Origin of the sequence: Pseudomonas sp. AF32, assembly GCF_022342325.2 — a bacterium.
Classification (GTDB): Bacteria; Pseudomonadota; Gammaproteobacteria; order Pseudomonadales; family Pseudomonadaceae; genus Aquipseudomonas; species Aquipseudomonas uvaldensis.
The window spans coordinates 14,523-37,060 of record NZ_RQJK02000011.1; the positions used below are offsets into that span (position 1 = coordinate 14,523).

At 61.5% G+C, this 22,538-nt stretch carries 19 protein-coding genes and 2 tRNA genes; 4 read left to right on the plus strand and 17 right to left on the minus strand.

Features of this window, described 5'->3' with window-relative positions:
- Positions 1–8 precede the first annotated feature (8 nt).
- A tRNA-Met gene (locus EGM97_RS12005) sits at positions 9–85 on the minus strand.
- Positions 86–294: 209 nt separating this feature from the next.
- Positions 295–371, minus strand: a tRNA-Met gene (locus EGM97_RS12010).
- A gap of 283 nt (positions 372–654) precedes the next feature.
- Between EGM97_RS12010 and dinB the strand changes: the two genes are divergently transcribed.
- Entirely contained in the window at positions 655–1,716 is a 1,062-nt protein-coding gene (dinB, locus tag EGM97_RS12015) for a DNA polymerase IV (protein WP_238964102.1), read from the plus strand.
- A gap of 69 nt (positions 1,717–1,785) precedes the next feature.
- Here dinB and EGM97_RS12020 read toward each other — a convergent pair whose 3' ends face one another.
- The 4 genes from EGM97_RS12020 to EGM97_RS12035 form a co-directional block, all read right to left on the minus strand.
- Complete coding sequence (locus tag EGM97_RS12020) at positions 1,786–2,739, minus strand: hypothetical protein (RefSeq protein ID WP_238964104.1); 954 nt, start codon at positions 2,737–2,739, stop codon at positions 1,786–1,788.
- 17 nt (positions 2,740–2,756) lie between these two features.
- Entirely contained in the window at positions 2,757–4,472 is a 1,716-nt protein-coding gene (locus EGM97_RS12025) for a proline--tRNA ligase (protein ID WP_238964106.1), read from the minus strand.
- Positions 4,473–4,601: 129 nt separating this feature from the next.
- Complete coding sequence (locus tag EGM97_RS12030) at positions 4,602–6,161, minus strand: AmpG family muropeptide MFS transporter (protein WP_238964108.1); 1,560 nt, start codon at positions 6,159–6,161, stop codon at positions 4,602–4,604.
- 44 nt (positions 6,162–6,205) lie between these two features.
- Complete coding sequence (locus tag EGM97_RS12035) at positions 6,206–6,559, minus strand: MGMT family protein (protein ID WP_238964110.1); 354 nt, start codon at positions 6,557–6,559, stop codon at positions 6,206–6,208.
- A gap of 158 nt (positions 6,560–6,717) precedes the next feature.
- Between EGM97_RS12035 and EGM97_RS12040 the strand changes: the two genes are divergently transcribed.
- Positions 6,718–7,725 (plus strand): DUF481 domain-containing protein, encoded by a 1,008-nt coding sequence (locus tag EGM97_RS12040; protein WP_238964115.1) that lies wholly within the window; start codon positions 6,718–6,720, stop codon positions 7,723–7,725.
- A gap of 192 nt (positions 7,726–7,917) precedes the next feature.
- Here EGM97_RS12040 and EGM97_RS12045 read toward each other — a convergent pair whose 3' ends face one another.
- A complete protein-coding gene (locus EGM97_RS12045) occupies positions 7,918–8,127 on the minus strand; it encodes a cold-shock protein (protein WP_047701932.1) in 210 nt (69 codons plus the stop codon).
- Positions 8,128–8,478: 351 nt separating this feature from the next.
- Between EGM97_RS12045 and dcd the strand changes: the two genes are divergently transcribed.
- On the plus strand, positions 8,479–9,045 hold the full coding sequence (gene dcd, locus EGM97_RS12050; RefSeq protein ID WP_017126297.1) for a dCTP deaminase: 567 nt from the start codon (positions 8,479–8,481) through the stop codon (positions 9,043–9,045).
- Between the two features lie 101 nt (positions 9,046–9,146).
- A complete protein-coding gene (locus tag EGM97_RS12055) occupies positions 9,147–9,362 on the plus strand; it encodes a hypothetical protein (RefSeq protein ID WP_238964122.1) in 216 nt (71 codons plus the stop codon).
- Between the two features lie 21 nt (positions 9,363–9,383).
- On the opposite strand, the gene pdeM is transcribed toward EGM97_RS12055, so the two are convergent.
- The 10 genes from pdeM to EGM97_RS12105 all read right to left on the minus strand — a co-directional run bounded on the left by pdeM (position 9,384) and on the right by EGM97_RS12105 (position 22,472).
- Positions 9,384–10,040, minus strand: coding sequence for a ligase-associated DNA damage response endonuclease PdeM (gene pdeM, locus EGM97_RS12060; protein ID WP_238964124.1), 657 nt, complete (start codon positions 10,038–10,040; stop codon positions 9,384–9,386).
- On the minus strand, positions 10,040–12,526 hold the full coding sequence (locus EGM97_RS12065; RefSeq protein WP_238964126.1) for a ligase-associated DNA damage response DEXH box helicase: 2,487 nt from the start codon (positions 12,524–12,526) through the stop codon (positions 10,040–10,042). The genes pdeM and EGM97_RS12065 overlap by 1 nt, the downstream gene beginning before the upstream one ends.
- Positions 12,527–12,740: 214 nt before the next feature.
- The gene (locus EGM97_RS12070; protein ID WP_238964128.1) at positions 12,741–13,505 is read right to left on the minus strand and encodes an ABC transporter ATP-binding protein; all 765 of its coding nucleotides are present in this window, start codon (positions 13,503–13,505) and stop codon (positions 12,741–12,743) included.
- Between the two features lie 13 nt (positions 13,506–13,518).
- On the minus strand, positions 13,519–14,637 hold the full coding sequence (locus EGM97_RS12075) for a succinylglutamate desuccinylase/aspartoacylase family protein (protein ID WP_238964130.1): 1,119 nt from the start codon (positions 14,635–14,637) through the stop codon (positions 13,519–13,521).
- Between the two features lie 11 nt (positions 14,638–14,648).
- Positions 14,649–15,359 (minus strand): ABC transporter permease, encoded by a 711-nt coding sequence (locus EGM97_RS12080; RefSeq protein ID WP_238964132.1) that lies wholly within the window; start codon positions 15,357–15,359, stop codon positions 14,649–14,651.
- Positions 15,356–16,084, minus strand: coding sequence for an ABC transporter permease (locus EGM97_RS12085; protein WP_238964134.1), 729 nt, complete (start codon positions 16,082–16,084; stop codon positions 15,356–15,358). Before EGM97_RS12085 ends, EGM97_RS12080 begins: the two co-directional genes overlap by 4 nt.
- A 57-nt stretch (positions 16,085–16,141) precedes the next feature.
- On the minus strand, positions 16,142–16,924 hold the full coding sequence (locus tag EGM97_RS12090; protein ID WP_238964136.1) for a transporter substrate-binding domain-containing protein: 783 nt from the start codon (positions 16,922–16,924) through the stop codon (positions 16,142–16,144).
- Positions 16,925–17,170: 246 nt separating this feature from the next.
- Positions 17,171–18,859 carry an ATP-dependent DNA ligase gene (locus EGM97_RS12095; protein WP_238964138.1) on the minus strand — a complete coding sequence of 563 codons (1,689 nt, stop codon included), beginning with the start codon at positions 18,857–18,859 and terminating at the stop codon, positions 17,171–17,173.
- Positions 18,856–19,890, minus strand: coding sequence for a ligase-associated DNA damage response exonuclease (locus EGM97_RS12100; RefSeq protein ID WP_238964146.1), 1,035 nt, complete (start codon positions 19,888–19,890; stop codon positions 18,856–18,858). The genes EGM97_RS12095 and EGM97_RS12100 overlap by 4 nt, the downstream gene beginning before the upstream one ends.
- A 131-nt stretch (positions 19,891–20,021) precedes the next feature.
- Positions 20,022–22,472, minus strand: a complete 2,451-nt coding sequence (locus EGM97_RS12105) for a penicillin acylase family protein (RefSeq protein ID WP_238964147.1) — start codon at positions 22,470–22,472, stop codon at positions 20,022–20,024.
- Between the last annotated feature and the right edge of the window lie 66 nt (positions 22,473–22,538).

Genomic DNA, 22,538 nt, shown 5'->3' on the forward strand with positions numbered 1-22,538 from the left:
TAGACGTTTGGTTGCGGGAGCCGGATTTGAACCGACGACCTTCGGGTTATGAGCCCGACGAGCTACCAGGCTGCTCCATCCCGCGTCTGTGAGGCGGCATTTTACAGGCGAAAGCTCAGGTGTCAACCGTTAAAAGTGCGTGAGGTCAAATTAACGGCCCATTCGCAGCCCATGTGGCTAAATGCAAGAAATCAAAAAGAAAATTGTCCTACAACCTGGCTCTCCAACTCCCGCAAGTGAAAAACTATCAGGCACAAAAAAGGCCATTCTTTCGAATGGCCTTTTTCAGACGTTTGGTTGCGGGAGCCGGATTTGAACCGACGACCTTCGGGTTATGAGCCCGACGAGCTACCAGGCTGCTCCATCCCGCGTCTGTGAGGCGGCATTCTACAGAGGATTGAATGACTGTCAACCCTTGGCCTGGGAAAAACTGTTCCGCTTCAAGTGCTTAGCCTCGGAAGAATGCATTGTGACTGCCCTGTGACGCAGGCCCGGCAAGGGCTGGAGGCTATTGGAGGGGGCGCTGCAATTGAAGAAACTAAATTTCGCGTGGGCATTTTCCTGCCGCCACGAAGGATCTTTCAAACTACTGGTGCTATATACAGGTTCGGGTGCGATACTGGCGGTCCGATCTGCCTCACATTCTGCTTCGCCATGACGCAACGCAAAATCATCCACGTCGACTGCGACTGCTTCTATGCTGCCATCGAAATGCGCGATGACCCGCGGCTGGCCGGCAAGCCCATGGCTGTCGGCGGGTCGGCGGATCGGCGGGGCGTGATTGCGACCTGTAACTACGAGGCTCGGGCCTATGGAGTGCGTTCGGCCATGTCGTCCGGCCATGCCTTGAAGCTGTGTCCGGACCTGATCATCGTCAAGCCGCGTATGGATGCGTATCGGGAAGCGTCCAAGGAAATTCATACGATATTCAGCGATTACACCGACCTGATCGAGCCGTTGTCTCTGGATGAAGCCTATCTGGACGTCTCCGCCAGCGCTCACTTCGGCGGCAGCGCCACGCGGATCGCCCAGGACATCCGTCGACGGGTGTCCAACCAGCTGCATATCACGGTGTCCGCCGGGGTTGCGCCGAACAAGTTCCTGGCCAAGATCGCCAGTGACTGGAAGAAACCCAACGGTTTGTTCGTCATTACGCCGGACCAGGTCGAGGACTTCGTTTCGGCCCTGCCGGTGAGCAAGCTCCACGGCGTCGGCAAGGTGACCGCCGACAAACTGAACAGGCTCGGAATCGCCGACTGCCTGCAACTGCGCCAGTGGGACAAGTTGGCGCTGGTGCGTGAGTTCGGCAGTTTCGGAGAGCGGCTGTGGAACCTCGCTCGTGGAATCGACGAGCGCCTGGTGCATAACGACAGCCGACGGCAATCCATCAGCGTGGAAAACACTTATGACGTCGACTTGCCTGATCTGGCCAGTTGTCTCGACAAACTGCCGGAACTGATGCAAACCCTGAGTGGGCGCATGGCGCGAATCGATAGCAGCTATCGGCCCGGCAAGCCGTTCGTCAAAGTGAAGTTCCATGACTTTACCCAGACAACCCTGGAGCAGGCCGGGGCAGGGCGGGATCTGGGCAGCTATCAGCTGCTGTTGACCCAGGCGTTCAACCGTGGGGGCAAGCCGGTGCGACTGCTGGGAATTGGGGTACGGCTGGAAGATTTGCGGGGTGGGTTCGAGCAGTTGGAGTTGTTTGAGCGCTGAGGTTGCGGGGCTGCATCAGGCGCTTCTTTGCGGTGAGGGGACAAATCCCCCCGCCACAGAGGTTGTGTTTCAGTTCGCGCCGGGATCTGCCACCAGTCGGCCGCCATCCTTGGTCAGGGCTTTAAGGAATTCGGTCTGCAGTTCCGGATCGTTGCGGGTCAATTCGATCAGGCTCTGTTCCAGCTCGCTGGCCTCTTCTTCCAGCCCCAGTTCCGACAGGCGCTTGACCCGGTGGACCCACTGGCTCACTTCGTCGTCTTCCAGGTCGTCATAGATCAGCGCATGGGCTTCAACCAGCTTGTTACGCAGGTTGCTGCTGATGCTCAGGGAGGAGTCGATATGGACCTCGTCCAGGGCGTCCGTCACGCTGATCTGCAATTTACCCAAATGGCTCGGGTCATATTCGGCGAACGGGCTTTCCAGCAGGTTCAAGCGCAGCACGCCGTTACGGTCGGTGCTCAGCTCGAAGGTTTGCCGGGCAGCCTTGACCTGCACCGGGCGTTCGCTCCAGGGCAGGCTCGAATATTCGGTGCGTTTGTCACGCTGGACTTCGTCGATTCCGGCCAGGTTCTGCTGGGCACGGCCATGGGATGGCACGTTCATGAACGGATTGAGTCCGGAAACACCGTAGCTGATCCAGTCGTGGGTCGCGCTGTCCGGCACGTTGCCGAAGGTGATCACGTTGACCACGTTAGCGCCGATGCCGGCCACCAGCGCCACGGCGCCGAGGGGGATCTCGTAGATTTCCCGCCAGGGTTGGTAGGGCGTGTAACGGTCGTAATGGCGAGTGACTTCGAACTCGGTGACTTCGAAGGTCTTCTGCTCGTTGATGCGTACCCGACGCTGCGGCAGGTCGAGCACCTTGGGTTCGCCTGCATCGATCTGCAGGCTGTGGTCGAGCAATTTGCGCTCGACCCGTTCCTCGTGCTCGCTGCGTTGCGACATTTGATTGGCACAGCCACTGACCAGCAGGGCGCCGCACAGTGCGACGCCCCCGAGGCCTAAGGTGTTTCGCTTGAACATGACGTCTCTATCTGGTGTCAGCGGCGGATACGGGCCTGGAGGAAGGACAGCACGTCCGCGACCGGCAGCGCTTGCGGCTCGGCCTCGGTACGGCTCTTGTATTCCAGGTTGCCTTCGGCCAGGCCGCGATCACTGACCACGATCCGGTGCGGGATGCCGATCAGTTCCATGTCCGCGAACTTGATGCCGGGGCTGGTTTTCTTGTCGCGGTCGTCCAGCAGTACTTCGAAGCCGGCGGCCGTCAGTTCGGCGTAGAGCTTGTCGGTGGCCTCGCGCACCAGGTCGGTCTCGTAGCGCAACGGCACCAGGGCGATCTGGAACGGTGCCAATGCGTCGCTCCAGATGATGCCTTTCTCATCGTTGTTCTGCTCGATGGCGGCCGCCACGACGCGGGACACGCCAATGCCATAGCAACCCATCTCCAGGGTGACCGGCTTGCCGTTCTCGCCCAGCACTTCGCACTTCATCGCCTTGCTGTACTTGTTGCCCAGCTGGAAGATGTGGCCGACTTCGATGCCGCGCTTGATTTCCAGCACGCCTTTGCCGTCCGGGCTCGGGTCGCCGGCCACGACGTTGCGCAGGTCGGCCACGGTGGGAACCGGCAGGTCGCGCTCCCAGTTCACGCCGAAATAATGCTTGTCGTCGATGTTGGCGCCGATGGCGAAGTCGCTCATCAGTTCCACCGAGCGGTCAATGATGATCGGCAGCGGCAGGTTCAGCGGGCCAAGGGAGCCGGCTCCGGCTCCGATGGCATCGCGCAGTTCGGCGTCGGAGGCCATGACCAGCGGGCTGGCGACGCCTGGCTGATTGGCAGCCTTGACTTCATTCAGCTCGTGATCGCCACGGACGATCAGGGCGATCAGCTTGCCTTCTTCTTCGGCGTGCACGATCAGGGTCTTGATGGTGCGCTCGATCGGCAGGTTGTAGCCTTCCACCAACTGAGCGATGGTCTTGGCGTTTGGCGTATCCACCAGACGCAGCTCTTCGGTCGGTGCGGGACGGGAGGTTTCCCGTGGCACGGCTTCGGCTTTTTCGATGTTGGCGGCATAGTCGGAACCGCTGCTGAAGACGATGTCGTCTTCACCGGACTCGGCCAGTACGTGGAATTCGTGGGAACCGGCACCGCCGATGGAGCCGTTGTCGGCTTCGACCGGACGGAATTTCAGGCCCAGGCGGGTAAATACGTTGCAATACGCCTGGTGCATGCGGTCGTAGGTGACCTGCAGCGACGCCAGGTCGGCGTGGAACGAATAGGCGTCCTTCATGATGAATTCGCGACCACGCATCAGGCCGAAGCGTGGACGGATCTCGTCACGGAATTTGGTCTGGATCTGATACAGGTTGATGGGCAACTGCTTATAGCTGCTCAGCTCGTTGCGCATCAGGTCGGTGATCACTTCCTCGTGAGTCGGGCCCGCGCAGAAGTCGCGACCGTGACGGTCCTTGAGGCGCAGCAGCTCGGGGCCGTACTCTTCCCAGCGTCCCGATTCCTGCCACAGCTCGGCCGGCTGGGTTCCGGGCATCAACACTTCCAGGGCACCGGCGGCGTCCATTTCTTCGCGCACAATGGCTTCTACCTTGCGCATCACCCGCAGGCCCATCGGCAGCCAGGTGTAGAGGCCCGAGGCGAGTTTGCGGATCATGCCGGCACGCAGCATCAGCTGATGGCTGATCACGACGGCGTCGGAAGGCGTTTCTTTCTGTGTGGCGAGCAAAAATTGACTGGTGCGCATGGTTGGCCGTTGTCGGTTGCTGATGACTGGAAATGACGAAGCATTGTACGGAGGAGATGCCTTGGCGTACAGGCGCGTGGCCGGTCGCCTGTTACTAACGCTGGTTTCCCCGGCGTTTAGTAAAGTTTCCTACGATTCTTCTGCCGGCCGGGTGGGTGTCGACTCCACGGGAACGGCCGGACCCTGGCGACGATTTTCCTGGAACCAATGCAGGGCAATCAACAGCAGGGTCGGTACGCCGAGCAGGGCGGTGATGAGGAAGAAGTTGTGATAGCCGAACTTCTCCACCATTACGCCGGAATAGCCACCGATCAAGCGTGGCAGCAGCAGCATGATCGAGCTGAGCAGGGCGTACTGGGTGGCGGAGAACTTCAGGTTGGTCAGGCTCGACAGGTACGCCACGAATGCCGAGGTGGCGAGACCGGAGCTGAAGTTATCGAGGGAGATGGTCAGCACCAGCATCTTCAGGTTCGGGCCCATGTCGGCGAGCATCAGGAACAGGATGTTGGTCGCGGCCGAAGCGACGCCGCCCGTGAACAGAATCGGCAGGATGCCGAAGCGAACGATTAGCAGGCCGCCCATGCCGGCACCGACGAGCGTCATGATCAGGCCGAAAATCTTGCTGACGCTGGCGATCTGGTCTTTGCTGAAGCCCTGGTCGATGTAGAAGACGTTGGCCATGACGCCCATGACCGTGTCGGACATCCGGTAGGTGGCAATCAGCCCGAGCAGCAGCAGGGCCTGCCAGCGATAGCGCAGGATGAAATCGTTGACGGGCGTGAGCACCGGCGCCAGGCCACGGCGCCCCATGCTCGACAGGCACATCGCCGTCAGGATGATATAGAGGATGGCTCGCAGGAACGCGCGGTCTTCAAGCAAAAGGTCGAGCAGGCTGACGCCCTCGAACAGCACACTGGCGAAGTCGGTATTGTAGAGTTGAGTGAACATCGCCGGGACCGACACCAGCAGGACGATCAGCACGAACACCGACGCCAACTGATGGACGAACGTATAACGTCCGGCCTGCAATTGCGTGCGTAGCGGTACCGGGGGTTCGCGCATGAACACCGAAGTGAGCAGAGCCGGGACCATCAACACGCCGAACAACAGGTACGTGCCGGCCCACGCCGAGTGTTTGTAGCTGAAACCGGTGGAACCGAAGCCCTCGGCGAAGTAGAGCGCGCCGGCGGTGGCCAGAAGTGCGGCGACCCGGTAGCCGGACATGTAACTGGCGGCCAGGGCAGCCTGGCGCGTGTCGTCGACGATTTCCAGGCGATAGGCATCCACGGCGATATCCTGGGTGGCCGAAGCGAAGGCCACGATCACGGCGATGGCGATCAACCAGGACAGGTGTTTCTGCGGATCGCAGAACCCCATGCCGACCAGGCCCAGGATCACCAGGCCCTGGGAAAGTACCAGCCATGAACGGCGTCGCCCGAGTTTACCCAACAGTGGCAGGCGCCATTGGTCGAGCAGCGGCGACCAGACCCATTTGAAGGCATACGCCAGGCCGATCAGGCTTGCATAGCCGATGGTTTCGCGGGCCACGCCAGCCTCGCGCAACCAGACCGAAAGCGTGGAAAACACAAGCATGTAGGGCAAGCCGGCGGCGAAGCCAAGCAGCAACAGCACGAGCGTCGAAGGACTGGCATAGGCGGCGAGGGCGGCGCGCCAGGTTTTACGGGGCATGGGCTGGAGTCTGCCTCAAAAATTGCGAAAACAAAGCGCGCACTCTAACCGCTGTGCTCTACCGGACGCCAGCCATGGCGCCGAATATCAACACGATTGTTCAGGACACTGATGCCTTCCAGGCGCAGCCGGGCGCGTTGCTCGTCCCCCGAAGTGCTGCCCGCCGGCAGGCTGATCCGACCGCCGGCACCCACCACCCGATGCCAGGGCAACCGGGTGTCGTCCGGCAACTGGCTGAGGGTCCGGCCAACCCAGCGGGCTGCCCGGCCCAGGCCGGCCATCTCGGCGAGCTGACCATAGGTGACTACCTTGCCGGCCGGTACCTGCGCCAGGGTCAGGTAAAGGGTGGTGCGGCGGATTTGCGCGGCATCTTCGGGGGCCGCAGGAAGATCAGTCACGTTAGGTTTTCCTGAGAAATGTGTCCGTCCGTAGATTAATTCCTACAGGGGCGGTTGAGAAATGAACTCATTCCCCCTACGCGGGTCAGTCGTTGCTGAGGTGTCATCCCGGGGGATAATGCCGCCTTTTCACCGAAAACTTGAGCCCATTATCGCTTATGTTGTCCAGAACCCTGTTATGCCTAGCTGTCACCAGCGCCTCCATGCCCTTGCTTGCCGATACCGTCTGGCTGAAGAACGGCGACAAGCTCAGCGGAAAAATCACCGTTTTCGATGGCGGCAAGTTGCTGATCCAGACCGATTACGCAGGTGCCGTTCCCATCGACTGGAAACAGGTCAAGACGCTCGAGAGCGACCAGCAGTTGCTGGTCAAGCAGGACGCCTACACCGGCGAAAAAGCCAAGGCCTTGCACGCGGCCGAAGATGGCAAGGTCACCCTGGCCAATGGCGAGGGGCCCAAGACGGTTGAGTTGGCCAGTATCCAGCAGATCCTCAAGCCCAAGCCAGTGGTCGAAGACTTGGTGTGGAAGGGCAATATCGATGCCGCGCTGGATTATCAGCGCGCGGAAAACGATACCGACGACTACGACATCGACTTCAAGACCTCGGCGCGCCATGGCCGTTGGCGCCATACCGCCGAGGGCGAGTACAACCGGGAATTCCAGGACGACGTGGTCTCTGCCGACAACTGGAGGCTGGAATACTCCCTGGACCGGTTCCTGACGGATAAATGGTTCTGGCAAGGGCGCTTGAACTACAAGCGCGACAAGGTCGAGGACCTGGCTCGCCAGCGGGTGGTGGGTACCGGTCCGGGCTACCAGTTCTGGGACGATGAACTCGGGGCGTTCTCGTTGGGCTCGCTGCTGAACCGTACCGACTACGAATATCGGGACGGTGGCAAGGACAACTTCTACTCCGTCGCCATGAAGTGGGACTACAACCGGTATCTCATGGGCAAGCGCGTCGAGTTCTTCACCAATGGGGAAGTGGGCAAGCCACTGTCCGGTGTCGCTGAGTACGCCTACGATGCCGAGGTGGGGCTGCGCTACAAAGTCACTGACTGGGCGTCGCTCAACCTCAAGGCCGAGAAGGATGTCATCGAGGGTACCGAAGACAGCGACTTGAGCAAGACCCGCTATACGGCCGGGTTTGGTGTGACCTGGTAAGTCCCAGGCGGAAATAATCCCTGTGGGAGCGAGCCTGCTCGCGATGGCGTTGTATCAGTCAACAGCGTTGTTGCTGGTCTACTGCTATCGCGAGCAGGCTCGCTCCCACAGGTTTTTGTGTGCTCGTATGAATCGACGGGCACAAAAAAGCCCCGCTTTTAAGGGCGGGGCTTTTGGCTAAAGCAGGAACAGTTAGATAACTGTTACTTCTTCAGCTTGCATGCCTTTCTGACCGCGGGTAGCGATGAAAGAAACCTGTTGGCCTTCTTTCAGGCTTTTGAAGCCGTCGGATTGGATAGCTTTGAAGTGTACGAACAGATCGTCACCGGATTGTGGGGTGATGAAGCCGAAGCCTTTTTCATCGTTGAACCACTTGACGGTACCGGTTTGGCGATTAGACATGGTGTAACTCCTTGGACAAAGATAACTGCGACTCAGGAAGAACCCTGGCCGAGACTGAGTGCAAAGAGCAGGAAAAATTCTTGTAGATGGTTGGATCGAAATTCAACATATCGTGTAGAGATTCTCAGTGACACAAGCAGCACAGTGACGCCACCTTAACCCTTTTTCCGGAACGTGCCAATGGTCTTTGCGAAGGTTTCTCGGTTTTAGTGACTGACGGCGCGCGCAATTGCCGGCAGGCACCGGAAATCAAGGCGGATCGGCGAGATTTGCTCGCTGCACTTTGAACCCGTCCCGTGCCCCGGTAAGATGCCGGACAGTTTTTTCCACCTCGCTATCAGGACACCCGCCATGAGCATCAAATCGGACAAGTGGATTCGCCGCATGGCGCAAGAGCACGGCATGATCGAGCCTTTCGTGGAGCGCCAGATGCGTGGCGAAGGCGCCGATCGGCTGATTTCGTTCGGTGTTTCAAGCTACGGCTACGACGTACGCTGCGCCGATGAATTCAAGGTGTTCACCAACATCAACTCGGCCACCGTCGATCCGAAGAATTTCGACGAAAAGAGTTTCGTCGACATCAAGAGCGATGTTTGCATCATCCCGCCGAACTCCTTCGCTCTGGCGCGTACGGTCGAGTATTTCCGCATCCCACGTAACGTGCTGACCATCTGCCTGGGCAAAAGTACGTATGCCCGTTGCGGCATCATCGTCAACGTCACGCCGCTGGAACCGGAGTGGGAAGGCCATGTGACCCTGGAGTTTTCCAACACCACGACCCTGCCGGCGAAGATCTACGCCAACGAAGGCGTGGCGCAGATGCTGTTCCTCGAATCCGATGAAGAATGCGAAGTGTCCTACAAGGACCGGGGCGGCAAGTACCAGGGCCAGCGCGGCGTGACATTGCCGCGCACCTGATTCTGACGAGCTGTCGGAATTCTTGGACGGGCAGACACTCTATTGGGGTGTACTGCCCGTTTTTGCGTCTGAGCAGCGGGCTTTCGCTCAGGAGTTGCTCTATGAAGATCGATCCGCGCATCAGTGCCGAACTGGCGAGGCTTGAGCCCAACCAGATCGGCGTCCTGGCTTGGTCCCTGCTGGCCCACCCTGTCGAAGCGGCGGGAGGCATTCCCGGTCAACCCGATCCTGATACCCCCAACGAACAGCCTGCTGACCCAGACGAGACCGGCGAACCGGTACTGCCGGACGAGCCGCCTCCCATGCCTACCGCCTGAATGCTCGCCCATCAACCTCCGTCAGTTGATGGGCCATATTTCGTCGTCGCCGATGACGAAAATCCTACAGTCGTTGTCCTGCTCGACCCGGTAGCCGCCAGTGAATGCGCCAAAGGCCGGCAGCAGGCTGATTTCGCTACCCAGGCGAAAACACGCCAGGCGCAGGCGCTGCCGACCCTTGCCGCTCAAGTGATAGACCGGATGCACATGTCCGGCCAGGACATGACGGCTCGGGTGTGGATGAGGCTCGTGTTGCACGGCGAAGGGGCCCAGCAGCAACGGCTCCGGCACGACGCGAATATTCAGCGTCGACGGCGGGTCACCGGCGCGCTTGTCGTGGTTGCCGCGGATCAGCGTCATCGCCAGGTGCGGATGTCGTTCACGCCACTCGGCAAGCGCCTTCAAGGTCGCCGGCGCATGGGAGCCGGGGCCGTGGAGGAAATCACCGAGGAAGATCAACTGACGGCACGGCAGGCTTTCCAGCAAGGCGTCCAGCACGGCGATGTTGCTGGCGGTGGTGCCGTGGGGCACCGGCTGGCCGAGGCTGCGATAGGCGGCGGCCTTGCCGAAATGCACATCCGCCACCATCAGGGTTTCCTGGGCGGGCCAGTACAGGGCCTTCTGCGGCAGTAACCAGAGTTCTTCGCCGGCGAGGCTGACAGGATAAGGCGCGGGCATCAGCGGTCACCGCGATCGGCGGTTTTTTCCAGCTCGCTGACCATCCGCCGGATGCGATCGGCCAGTTTTTCCGAGCTCATGCTTTCCCTGAACCGTTCCACCAGCAAAGGGAACCCCAGCGGAGTGGGGCGTTTGGTAGTGTAAAGGTCCAGCTTTAAGGTATTGAGGCGTTCCAAGGTCTGCTCCAATCGGCGTATGTCCAATTCTTCCCGCAAGACTTCCTCGCCGGCCTGGGCCAGTAAAAGGTTGTCGGCGTCGTACTGCTTGAACACCTGAAAAAACAACCCACTGGAAGCCTGGACCTGCCGGGTGCTTTTCGGTGCGCCGGGGTAGCCGGCGAAGACCAGGCCAGCGATCCGGGCGATTTCACGGAAGCGTCGCAGGGCCAGCTCCCCGGCATTCAGGCTGGCGAGGACATCGGCCAGCAGATTGTCGGCGCTCAGCAGCGCCCGGTTCAGGTGTCGCGACCAATCCACCTCCGTGGCGCTGAGCAATTCCAGGCCGTAGTCGTTGACGGCGATGGAGAACGTCACCGGTTGCTGCCGGCTGACGCGCCAGGCCAACAGGCTGGCGAGCCCCAGATGAACCTGGCGGCCGGCAAACGGATAGAGAAACAGATGCCAGCCTTCCCGGGATTTCAGGGCTTCGGCCAACAACGTGGTGTGTGTGGGCAATCCGGACCAGCGCTGCTGGGTCAACAGCAAAGGTTTTACGGCTTGCATTTCCGGGCCTTCGAAGCGACCCGCAGCGGCTTCGCTCAGGCGCGCGACGACGGCGGCGGCCAACTCGTTGGAGAGCGGCATTCGCCCACCGTTCCAGCGCGGAACGGCCGCTTTTTTCGCCTGGCTGCGCCGCACATAGGCGGTCATGTCTTCGACCCGGACCAATTCCAGCAGGCGTCCGGCGAAGAGGAATCCGTCACCGGGTCGCAGGCGGGCGATGAAACCTTCTTCCACGCTGCCCAGGGTTTTGCCACCTCCGCCCTTGCTCCAGAACTTCAACTGCAGGCTGGCGTCGCTGACGATGGTGCCAATGCTCATGCGATGACGCCGGGCCAGGCGCGCATCGGGGACGCGCCAGATGCCCTGCTCGTCCGGCTCGACCCGTCGGTAATCGGGGTAGGCGGTCAATGACAGGCCGCCATGGCGCACGAACGCCAGCGCCCAGGCCCATTCGGCTTCGTTCAGGTCGCGATAGGCCCAGGCGCCGCGCACCTCCCGGTACAGTTCATCGGGCACGAAGCCGCCGCCCAGCGCCATGCTGACCAGATGTTGCACCAGCACATCCAGCGGCTTGTGGGGCGATTCGCGAGGTTCGATGCGTCGTTGGGCCACGGCGTCCTGCGCGGCGGCGGCTTCGATCAACTCCAGGCTGTGGGTCGGCACCAGCGTGATTCGTGAAGTCCGTCCGGGCGCGTGGCCGGAGCGTCCGGCCCGTTGCATCAGCCGCGCCACGCCCTTGGCCGAACCGATCTGCAGCACCCGCTCCACCGGCAGGAAATCCACGCCCAGGTCCAGGCTGGAGGTGCAGACCACCGCTTTGAGTTCGCCATCCTTGAGTGCGCGCTCCACCCAGTCCCGGGTATCGCGGGACAATGAGCTGTGGTGCAACGCAATCAGCCCGGCCCAGTCCGGCCGGGCTTCGAGGATGGCCTGGTACCAGATTTCCGATTGCGCCCGGGTATTGGTGAAGACCAGGCAACTGCTGCTGGCGTCGATTTGCGCAACGACCTGGGGCAGCATCTTCAGGCCTATGTGTCCGGCCCAGGGAAACCGTTCCAGGGCGGGAGGCAGCAGCGTATCGACCAGCAGGGCTTTTTCGTTTGCGCCCTGCACGCTGATGCCGTTGCCCTGTGGGATCAAGACCCGCTCGGCATGGGCCTGGTTACCCAGGGTGGCGGACACGCCCCAGACGATGAGGTCGGGGTGCCACTGTCGCAAGCGGGCCAGCGCCAGTTGCAGTTGCACGCCACGCTTGTTGCCCAGCAGTTCATGCCATTCGTCCACCACGACCATGCACAGCGTCGATGTTGTGCTCTGTGAATCGGCGCGGGCAAGCATCAGGGTCAGGCTTTCAGGCGTAGTGATCAGAGCCGTGGGCAGGCGCCTGCCCTGGCGGGCTCGTTCGCTGGCGCTGGTGTCGCCGGTGCGCAGGCCGACGCTCCAGGGAATTTGCAACTCGGCCAGGGGGACTTCGAGGGCTTTACCGGTATCGGCGGCGAGTGCACGCATCGGCGTGATCCACAGGACGGTTAGCGGTTCGGCCGGTGGCTTGCGCTTGCGCGGTTTATCTGGCGTTGATGCAGGGCGGGCAAAACGGTTGAGGGCGGCGAACCACAAGGCGTAGGTCTTGCCGGCGCCCGTGCTGGCGTGCAGCAGCCCGGACTCGCCTCGCTTGACTGCGGCCCATACCTGTTTCTGAAAGGCGAACGGCTTCCAGCCGCGAGCGCTGAACCACTGGTTTGCGAAGTCGTTGGAGGTTGCCATGCGTGCCGCGTGCGCCCTGAAAGTCCTCTCTCAGTGACCACGGGCCGATAGCAAAGGTTTAATGCTTGCTGTGGCGAGGGGATTTATCCCCGCTGGATTGCGAAGCAATCCCAAACGCTACGTATCGGTACGGTCCTGAGGCGAGCGCTTCGCACTCGAACGGGGATTAAATCCCCTCGCCACAGGACCGCATCTCGAGCCATCCAGGGTAAAGTTACTTCAGATTACCGCTGAGAAATTGCTTGAGCCGTTCGCTCTTCGGGTTGCCCAGCACGTCTTCCGGGGCGCCTTCTTCTTCCACCAGGCCCTGATGCAGGAACAGCACCTGGTTGGAGACTTTGCGGGCGAAGCTCATTTCGTGGGTCACCATGATCATGGTCCGGCCTTCCTCGGCCAGGCCCTGAATGACCTTCAAAACTTCCCCCACCAGTTCCGGGTCCAGGGCCGAGGTCGGCTCATCGAACAGCATCACCTCCGGTTCCATCGCCAGGGCCCGGGCGATCGCCACGCGTTGTTGCTGGCCGCCGGACAGGAACGCGGGGTACTGCTCGGCGACCCGCGCCGGCAGGCCGACCTTGTCGAGGTAACGACGGGCACGTGCTTCGGCTTCCTGGCGGTCGACACCCAGCACCCGGCGCGGCGCCATGGTGATGTTTTCCAGCACGGTCATGTGGCTCCACAGGTTGAAGTGCTGAAACACCATGGCCAGGCGCGTGCGGATGCGTTGCAGCTCATCCGGGTCAGCCACATGCATACCGTGGCGATCCTTGGCCATGCGGATCGATTGGCCGTCCAGGCTCATGGCGCCATCATTGGGTTGTTCAAGGAAGTTGATGCAGCGCAGGAAGGTACTTTTGCCCGAGCCGCTGGCGCCGATCAGGCTGATGACGTCACCAGTCCGGGCCTTGAGGGAAACGCCTTTGAGTACCTCGTGCTGGCCATAGCTTTTGTGCAGGCCTTCGATGGTCAGTTTGTACATGGAACGTGCATCCTCAAGGCGAAAGTAGGTAACCGCTACGGTAGGCTTCGGTGCCGGCGACATGGGCAATCACCATGCCGGCGGTGGCCATGCGGCGCAGCGAGCGGGCGTACAGCAGCCCGGCATTGTGGCAGTGGACGGGGGTGACGGTGTCGCTGACCGGGTCGATGATTTCCGCCACCAGTTGCCCCGCCTCCAGGTATTCCCCCGGCAGGGCGCTGTAGACCAACAGCCCGCCGACGGGCGTTGCCACCGGCTCGACGCCGGCCAGGGGAGTGGCTGGATACGGCAGGTCCGGCAGGGGCATCGGTTCGCCTTCGATGGCGCCGTAGCGAATCAGGTATTCGATCAGGGCCTGGCAGTCCAGGCTCGCCAGCCCGTGGTTGACGTCGCCCTGGCCGCGCAATTCGACGGTGACCGAAAAGCTGCCCAGGGGAATCTCGAACCGGTCGCCAAAGCGTTCCTTGAGTTGCCACCAGAGCAGGGTGAAGCATTCGTCGAATGACTGGCCTCCCGAGTCGGTCGCCAGCAGGCAGGCTTCGGCGCCGATGTAGCGGGCCAGCGGCTCGACCTGGGGCCAGGCTTCGGGCGTGGTGTAAAGGTGGGCCACGGCTTCGAAGTCGCAGTGCAGGTCCAGCACCATGTCGGCGTCGCAGGCCAGCCTTTGCAGTACCAGGCGTTGGGATTGCAACTGGGTGGCGGCGGTTTGCCGGGCAAGGGCATCGCGCAGGCTGGTGCGGATCAGCATCAGGTTATGCTGTGGGTCCTGGGTCAGCAGCTCTTCGATCTCATTGCCGATTTCTTCGCTCAGGTCGACGAACCGGCGGTTGAAGTTCTGCCCGCTTTCCAGCTCGTAGCGGCCCAGGGGCACGTCCATCAGCACTTGTTCAAGGCCAACAGGATTGGCCACCGGAACGAGGACGATCTCGTGGCGCAGATGGCCCGAGGCTTCCAGTTCCGCCAAGCGTTGCTTGAGGTGCCAGGCCACCAGCATGCCGGGTAATTCGTCGGCGTGCAGTGACGACTGGATATAGATCTTGCCGGCAGCTTTTTCCGGGCCGAAGTGAAAACTGTGGATCTTGCGTGCGGTTCCCGGCACCGGGGCCAGCAAGTCATGTATCTGGTGGCGCATTTGCGTGAACCTTAGTGAGTCGGGCCGAGGAAGGCCAGCCAGCGGCGTTCGGCGAGACGGAACAGCCCCACCAGCGCAAAGGTGACGCTCAGGTAGATCAACGCGGCGATCCCGAATGACTGGAAGGTCAGGAAGGTAGCCGAGTTGGCGTCCCGGGCGACTTTCAGTACGTCTGGAACGGTAGCGGTGAATGCCACCGTCGTCGAGTGCAGCATCAGGATCACTTCGTTGCTGTAGTAGGGCAGCGAACGCCGCAGTGCCGAAGGCATGATCACGTAGGCATACAGTTTCCAGCCGGTCAGGCCGTAGGCCTTGGCCGCTTCGACTTCCCCATGGTTCATGCTGCGAATCGCACCGGCGAAAATCTCCGTGGTGTAGGCGCAGGTGTTCAGCGCGAAGGCCAGGATCGTGCAGTTCATGGCATCGCGGAAGAAGCTGTCCAACAGGGGCTGCTCACGCACCGCCGCGATGCTGTAGATGCCGGTGTAGCAGATCAGCAACTGGATATAGAGCGGCGTGCCGCGGAACAGGTACGTGTAGAACTGCACGGGCCAGCGCACGTAGAACCTGGGCGAAACCCGAGCGATGGACAACGGAATCGACACCACAAAGCCGATCAGCAGCGAAGCGCTGAGTAGCCACAGGGTCATCGCCAGGCCCGTGACGTTGACGCCGTCGCTGTAGAGGAACGGCCGCCAGTATTCCTGCAAAAGCTCGATCATCGCACTGCCTCCCGTGCACCGGCGGCGTAACGGCGTTCAAGCCTGCGCAAAATGAAGTTGGAAGCGCTGGTGATCAGCAGGTAGATCAGTGCCGCCAGCACCAGGAAGTAGAACAGCTGGTAGGTGCTCTTGCCCGCATCCTGGGCAGCCTTGACCAGATCGGCCAGGCCGATGATCGACACCAGTGCGGTGGCCTTGAGCATCACCATCCAGTTATTGCCGATACCCGGCAGGGCAAAGCGCATCATTTGCGGAAACACCACGAAGCGGAAACGCTGGCCACGCTTGAGGCCATACGCCGTGGCGGCTTCGACCTGGCCCCTTGGCACGGCGAGGATCGCGCCGCGGAAGGTTTCGGTGAAGTACGCGCCATAAATGAAGCCCAGGGTAATGACCCCGGCGCCGAATGGGTCGATCTCGATGTATTCCCATTCCATGAAGTCGGTAAGAGAAGTCAGCCAGGTTTGCAGGCTGTAGAAGATCAGCAACATTAGCACCAGGTCTGGCACCCCACGAATCAGCGTGGTGTAGAGCTGGGCCGGGATACGCAGCAGTTTGACGCTGGACAGTTTCGCACTGGCGCCCAGCAGCCCGAGCAAGACGCTCAACAACAAGGACAGGGCCGAGAGTTTGATGGTCATCCAGGTGCCTTGCATCAGCAGCGGGCCAAAGCCCTGCAGGCTGAAGGCCGAGAGCCCCAGATTTTGTAGGAGTTGTTCGAACATGAAAGAAGCCTTTGGCCGGAAAAAAGCGCCCATCCGAAACCGGATGGGCGCTGCGCATTATTTGCCGCTGTACAGATTCAGATCGCCAAAGTGTTTTTTCTGAATTTCAGCGTATTTGCCATCATCGTGTAACGCTTTGATACCTTTATCCAAAAGCGCCTTCAGGTCTTTGTTACCTTTCTTGATACCGATGGCGGTCTTGGATGGCAGCAGTTCGCTGTCCACCGGTTTGCTGACTTCATAGCCGGCGCCCTTCGGCGATTTCATGAAGCCCAGCTCGGCCTGCAGCATGTCCTGGATCGCTGCATCGAGGCGGCCGGAGGTCAGGTCGGCATAGACCTGGTCCTGGTTCTGATAGGCCTGGGTCTTGACGCCAGCCTTGTCCAGCACGGCTTTGGCGTAGGCTTCCTGGATGGTGCCTTGCTCATAGCCGACGGTCTTGCCCTTGAGCGACGCGACGTCTTCGCTCAGGCCCGAGCCTTTCTTGAAGACATAAGCGGTTGGGCCGGAGAACAGCTCGCTGGAGAAGTCGATGACTTTCTCACGGGCTGGAGTCACGGTCATGGAGGAGATCACACCGTCGAATTTGTTGGCTTTCAGGCCAGGAATCATGCCGTCGAAATCGCTTTCGACCCACTTGCACTTGACTTTCAGTTCTTCGCAGATCGCGTTGCCCAGGTCGATATCGAAACCTACCAGGCTGCCATCGGCGGCCTTGGATTCAAACGGGGCGTAGGACGGGTCGACACCAAAACGCAGTTCCTTGTATTCCTTGGCCGTGGCGGCGCCGGCGGCCATGCACAATGCCAGTGCAGAAAGGGTCAGCAGTGCTTTTTTCATTATCGAGTCCCTAAAACCAAAATGAGCGCGTGAAGCGCGTAAGTTTTGTTACCGGTAAAGGTGCGAACGGTAAGACGGCAAAAAGATAGCAATTTCCGAACCAGAGTACCGAACAAGCGTTTAACAGCTTAGCCGACGGCCGGTGGAACGTGATGGTGCAAGGGCGTGCAGCGTACCTTAAAAAGCGCACCGGGATGGAGCGAGACTGGAGGGTAAGCTGTGCTCTCCTGCGGAACCGCATGAGGCTTATTTCAGCAGATCCTGAAGCGTAGCCAGCGTATCGGCGTCTTCAACGGTTTTATCCTGGCGCCAGCGCAGCATCCTTGGGAACCGCACGGCGATCCCGCTTTTGTGGCGCTTGGACAAGGCAATGCCTTCAAAGCCCAATTCAAAGACCAGGGTGGGGGTTACACTGCTTACCGGGCCGAACTTCTCCACCGTGGTCTTGCGCACGATGCTGTCGACCTGGCGCATTTCTTCATCGGTCAGCCCCGAGTACGCCTTGGCGAAGGGCACCAGGTTGCGTTCGCGGCTGCCCGGAGGGTTGTCCCAGACGGCGAAGGTGTAGTCGCTGTACAAGCTGGCGCGGCGGCCATGGCCGCGCTGGGCGTAGATCAACACGGCGTCGACGCTGAACGGATCGATTTTCCATTTCCACCACACCCCCATGTCCTTGGTCCGGCCGACGCCATACAACGCGTTACGAGCCTTGAGCATCATCCCCTCGACACCCAGGCTGCGGGACGCTTCGCGCTGACGGGCAAGGTCGAGCCAGTCCTGGCCGGTCACGACCGGCGACGGCAACAGGACCGGGCTGTGACAGTGGGCAATCAGGGTCTCCAGTCGCTCGCGTCGCTCGGCCTGGGGACGGCTGCGCCAATCCTCCTCTTGCCACTCCAGCAGATCGTAGGCCATCACCACCACGGGCGCTTCTTCGAGAACTTTCTTGCTCAGGGTCTTGCGGCCAATACGCTGTTGCAGCAGGGCGAAGGGCTGTACCGAGGGTTGCAGGGGCGTATCCGGGTCGAAAGCTTGAGCAGTGAGCGGCTGCGAAGATTTCCAGACCACGATCTCGCCGTCGATCACCGTGCCATCGGGTAACGCCTGGGCCAGGGGATGAAGCTCGGGGAAGCGTTCGGTCACCAGCTCTTCACCCCGTGACCAGACCCACAGATGGCCGTCGCGCTTGATCACCTGGGATCGGATGCCGTCCCACTTCCACTCCACTTGCCAGTCGCTGGCCGGCCCCAGCAGCGTGTCGAACTGTTCCACCGGGGCGGACAACGCATGGGCCAGGAAAAACGGGTAAGGCTGGCCGCCACGTTGGGCATGCTCGTCCTCCGATTCGCTCGCGATCAGCTTCAGGTAGTTGGCGGCCGTCGGGCGATGGGACAGGTCGGTGTAACCCACCAGGCGCTGGGCCACCCGTTTGCTGTCCAGCCCTGCCATTGCGGCCAGCGCCCGGGTCACCAGCAGCTTGGACACACCGACCCGGAAGCTGCCCGTGATGAGCTTGATGCAGAGCATCAGGCTCGGCCGGTCGAGTTGCGCCCACAGCGCCGGCAGCTGCACCGCCAGCACTTCAGGCGATTCACCGCGCAAGGGCAGCAGTTTTTCTTCGATCCACACTGCCAGGCCTTCGTCGGAACGGTACGGCGACTCCGGCAGCACCAGCGAGATGGTTTCCGCGAGGTCGCCCACAGCCTGGTAACTTTCCTCGAACAGCCAAAGTGACAACCCGGACACTTGCACCGCCAGTTCCCGGAGGATTTTCACCGGCACCAATTGCCGTGGACGCCCGCCGGACAGGAAGTACACGGCCCATGCCGCATCCTGAGGGGGGGCCTGGGTGAAGTAGTTCTGCATGGCGGCCAGCTTGGCATTGCTGGAGGTGGTTGCATCGAGATCGGCATACAGCTCGGCGAAGGCCTTCATGACGCGTCCTCGTCGGAGTGGGGCGTGGCGGTGACGAGCTCTTCTTCATCGTCGCCGTATTCGGTGGTGAACCCCTGGGCGTCGAGGCCGAGCTCGCGCAAGTGCCGCACGAGCACGCCAACCGACCCATGGGTGACCATGACTCGCTCCGCGCCGGTCTGTTCGATGGCCCATAGCAGACCGGGCCAGTCAGCGTGATCGGACAGCACGAATCCCCGGTCCACGCCTCTTCGCCGGCGAGTGCCGCGCAGGCGCATCCAGCCGCTGGCGAACGCATCACTGTAATCTCCGAAGCGACGCATCCAGGTACTGCCACCGGCCGAGGGTGGGGCGATGACCAGGGCCTGGGCCATGATCGGGTCGTTCCTTTTGATGTCGCCGGCATAAATCGTCGGTGGCAAATACACCCCGGCGTCGCGGTAGACACGGTTCAACGGTTCGACCGCGCCGTGGGCGAGGATGGGCCCGAGGCTTGCGTCAATGCCGTGGAGAATTCGCTGGGCCTTGCCGAAGGAGTAGCAGAACAACACGCTGGCCCGGCCGGCCGCTATGTTGCCGCGCCACCACTGGTTGATTTCATCGAATATCTGCGCCTGGGGCTGCCAGCGATAGATCGGCAGGCCGAAGGTGGATTCGGTGATGAACGTATGACATTTCACCGGTTCGAACGCGGCACACGTGCCGTCGGGTTCCACCTTGTAGTCCCCGGACGCCACCCAGACCTCGCCTTCATATTCCAGTCTCACCTGAGCCGACCCCAACACATGGCCGGCAGGGTGGAAACTCAAGGTCACGCCGTGGTGGTGGAGGCGTTCGCCATAGGGCAGTGTTTGCAGGTTGATGGCCTGGCCCAGTCGTGAACGCAGGATGCCTTCGCCGGGGGCCGCGGCCAGGTAATGCTGGTTGCCGCTGCGGGCATGGTCGCCGTGAGCATGGGTGATGACCGAGCGTTCCACTGGTCGCCAGGGGTCGATGTAGAAATCTCCGGGCGGGCAATACAGGCCTTCGGGGCGGGCAATGACAAGATCCATGCTATCACCGGGGCGATGGGCTTGTCAGGTAGAGGTGGGCGCGGGGGGAGAAGTTCTATCGGGTTTGCGGCGACGCCAGGAACATGCAGGCCATTTGTGGCGAGGGGGTAAATCCCCTCGCCACGGGCAAGTTATTTGCCCGGTGTCAGGGTCAGTCGCGTCTTGCCATATGCCCGATCAAAGTTCTGCGGTTGCAGTGGCAGGCTCTGGTATTGCCCCTTGATCCATGGATCGATGCCATTGATGTAGTTCGGGCTGGCCGGGTTGCCTGACTGACCGATGCCGCCCTGGATCATCAACGGTTCGGGCTGGCCGAAGTCAACGATAAAGCGCGTAGTCGGCGCCTGGGTGGTGTTGAAATCCTGACCCAGGGCGAATGCCGCGGTATTGAGCGTGGTCGCGTCGCCACCGGCCGGCAGCGGGCCGCGCACGGTTTGACCGCCGGCATTCTTCCACTCGTAGCGGTGCAATTTGCCCCACTGCCAGGCGTTGTGGTCGCCGCCCAACTGGCTTTCCCCGGCCGTGATGGTGGCTGCCAGACTGCGGGCCAGGATGATGGCCTTGTCTTCCTTCTGCGCCGTACGCACATCGTCCCAAAACGGACTGTCTTCACGACCGAGCAGATGATCGACCTGGGCCGAGTAGGACAATTGACCGTTGGCGACCAGCGCTTTCCAGGCGGGGCTGCTTTCCGGGCCCAGTTCGTCGAGGAAGATCTGTTTCATGCTTTGCTGCAGGAACAGTTCATAGATCGCCGCATCGGCGGAAACCGGGCTGAGCCGACCGTCGAACGCCATCAGCCGGGTGTAGGCCTCTCGGGCCTTGGCCCGCTCAGCCGTTGGCAATGCCTCGATCGCCTGCTTGAGCGGCAGGGCCATGCCCGGCGCTTCAAAGACCTTCTTGAGCTTGGCGGCCAATGGCGTGGTCTGGTCGTATTGCATCGCGGTCAGGCTGCGGGCGTCATGCTTGCCCGCACCGGCCAGTTCGGCCAGCCGCTCGCGACGCTCCGGTGCAGCCCAGGAGTTGGACAACTGCATGCCGTAGCCGTGGGGAATGACCCGCTGGTTGGCGTTGCCGAGCCAGCCCTGGGCCGGGTCCTGGTCGTAGGGATGCGCCATCGGGTCGGCGTAACCCTCCCAGTCATAGCGACCTTCCCAGCCCGGCGACGGCAGCAGGCCTTCGCCTTCGCGGCGGTTCGGATAGCGACCGGTGACCTGCCAGCCAATGTGGCTGGCGTCGGCAAAGATCAGGTTCGTCGCCAGGGCGCGGACTTCACGGCTGGCATCGGAGGCTTTCTCGGCATTCTGCGCACGGGACAGATCGAAGAGTGCGTCCAGGGTCTTGTCGTCGGCCAAGCCCGGCGTCTGCAAGGCCAGACCAAAGCCATTGGCCATTGCGGTGCCTTGGGCACTGTTGAGCAGCGGGCCATGGCGGGTTTCGAACACGGCTTCACGGATCGGTCGCTGGCCTTTGACGAAGTAGGTTTCGTTACGCACGCTCACCGGCTGCCATTTACCGTTGACCTCGTAGGACAGGCTGTTGCCCTGGCGGCGGATTTTCTCCAGGAACAGATCCTGGTTGTCCCCCAGCACGCTGGTCATGCTCCACGCCACGTTGCCATTGAAACCCGCCAGGATCATCGGAATGCCCGGTACGGAAAGCCCGGCGGCCTGGTATTTCGGGGCGCGGATCTGCACGGGTGCCCACGACGAAGGCGTGCTCAAGGGGCCATGGCTGTCGCTGGCCAGCAGGCTCTTGCCGCTGCGACTGCGTTGCGGGGCGATGACCCAGTCATTCGATGACCCCGCGCCTGGCAGGTTCAGCGCAGCCAACTGGCTGCTGGCGTTGCTGATTTCGTTCAAGCCCGGGACCTGGCCGTTGAGCCGGATGCCCTGGAGCTTGCCGGCTTCATCCAGGGGCAGTGGTTCGTCCGGATAGGATGGGGTCAGCCAGGCCAGTTTGTCGTTCGTGACCGTCTGGGCCAACACCAGGCTGGCGACTTCTTCCGGCAGGTTGGCCGATTGGCTGAAATTCAGCAGGCAGAACATCAAGGCCGAATCTTCCGGCTTCCAGTACTCGGGCTTGTAGCCCGTGGCGGCCAGGTCCGAAGGCAACTTGTCGCGGTAGCGGAACAGGTAGGCGTTGACGCCTCGGGCATAGACTTCAAAGAAGCGTTTGAGCCGCGGTGACGACGCCTTGTACAGCTCGTCGGCGCTTTTCTTCAGGTTGACGGCTCGCATGTAACGGTCGACATCCAGCCGGTCGGCCCCGGACAGTTCCGATAACCGTCCCTGGGCCAACAGGCGCAGGGTCACCATCTGGGTGATGCGGTCGCTGGCGTGGACGTAGCCGAGGGCGAACAGCGCGTCATGGAAACTGCTGCTTTCGATCAACGGCGTGCCCATGGCATTGCGCCGGATCGTGACGTTCTGCGCCAGCCCCTTGAGCGGCTGGACGCCGGAGGTGGGCGGGACCGTATCCTGGGTGTTCCAGGCCTGGCAACCGCTCAAACCGAGCACACCGGCCACCGCGGCGGCAACGCCGAGTCGGGGGAAGAAGAAATTAAAGGCTGGCGAGGCCATGGCAAAGCTCCTGCGGGAGGGGGCACCAAACGAAAGGCGCTACGTTAGTGAGCAGGAGAGGGCCGC

Coding starts and splice junctions, on each gene's coding strand:
- dinB (WP_238964102.1), top strand. CDS start 655: ATGACGCAACGCAAAATCATCCACGTCGACTGCGACTGCTTCTATGCT.
- EGM97_RS12020 (WP_238964104.1), bottom strand. CDS start 2,739: ATGTTCAAGCGAAACACCTTAGGCCTCGGGGGCGTCGCACTGTGCGGC.
- EGM97_RS12025 (WP_238964106.1), bottom strand. CDS start 4,472: ATGCGCACCAGTCAATTTTTGCTCGCCACACAGAAAGAAACGCCTTCC.
- EGM97_RS12030 (WP_238964108.1), bottom strand. CDS start 6,161: ATGCCCCGTAAAACCTGGCGCGCCGCCCTCGCCGCCTATGCCAGTCCT.
- EGM97_RS12040 (WP_238964115.1), top strand. CDS start 6,718: ATGTTGTCCAGAACCCTGTTATGCCTAGCTGTCACCAGCGCCTCCATG.
- EGM97_RS12045 (WP_047701932.1), bottom strand. CDS start 8,127: ATGTCTAATCGCCAAACCGGTACCGTCAAGTGGTTCAACGATGAAAAA.
- dcd (WP_017126297.1), top strand. CDS start 8,479: ATGAGCATCAAATCGGACAAGTGGATTCGCCGCATGGCGCAAGAGCAC.
- EGM97_RS12055 (WP_238964122.1), top strand. CDS start 9,147: ATGAAGATCGATCCGCGCATCAGTGCCGAACTGGCGAGGCTTGAGCCC.
- pdeM (WP_238964124.1), bottom strand. CDS start 10,040: ATGCCCGCGCCTTATCCTGTCAGCCTCGCCGGCGAAGAACTCTGGTTA.
- EGM97_RS12065 (WP_238964126.1), bottom strand. CDS start 12,526: ATGGCAACCTCCAACGACTTCGCAAACCAGTGGTTCAGCGCTCGCGGC.
- EGM97_RS12070 (WP_238964128.1), bottom strand. CDS start 13,505: ATGTACAAACTGACCATCGAAGGCCTGCACAAAAGCTATGGCCAGCAC.
- EGM97_RS12075 (WP_238964130.1), bottom strand. CDS start 14,637: ATGCGCCACCAGATACATGACTTGCTGGCCCCGGTGCCGGGAACCGCA.
- EGM97_RS12080 (WP_238964132.1), bottom strand. CDS start 15,359: ATGATCGAGCTTTTGCAGGAATACTGGCGGCCGTTCCTCTACAGCGAC.
- EGM97_RS12085 (WP_238964134.1), bottom strand. CDS start 16,084: ATGTTCGAACAACTCCTACAAAATCTGGGGCTCTCGGCCTTCAGCCTG.
- EGM97_RS12090 (WP_238964136.1), bottom strand. CDS start 16,924: ATGAAAAAAGCACTGCTGACCCTTTCTGCACTGGCATTGTGCATGGCC.
- EGM97_RS12095 (WP_238964138.1), bottom strand. CDS start 18,859: ATGAAGGCCTTCGCCGAGCTGTATGCCGATCTCGATGCAACCACCTCC.
- EGM97_RS12100 (WP_238964146.1), bottom strand. CDS start 19,890: ATGGATCTTGTCATTGCCCGCCCCGAAGGCCTGTATTGCCCGCCCGGA.
- EGM97_RS12105 (WP_238964147.1), bottom strand. CDS start 22,472: ATGGCCTCGCCAGCCTTTAATTTCTTCTTCCCCCGACTCGGCGTTGCC.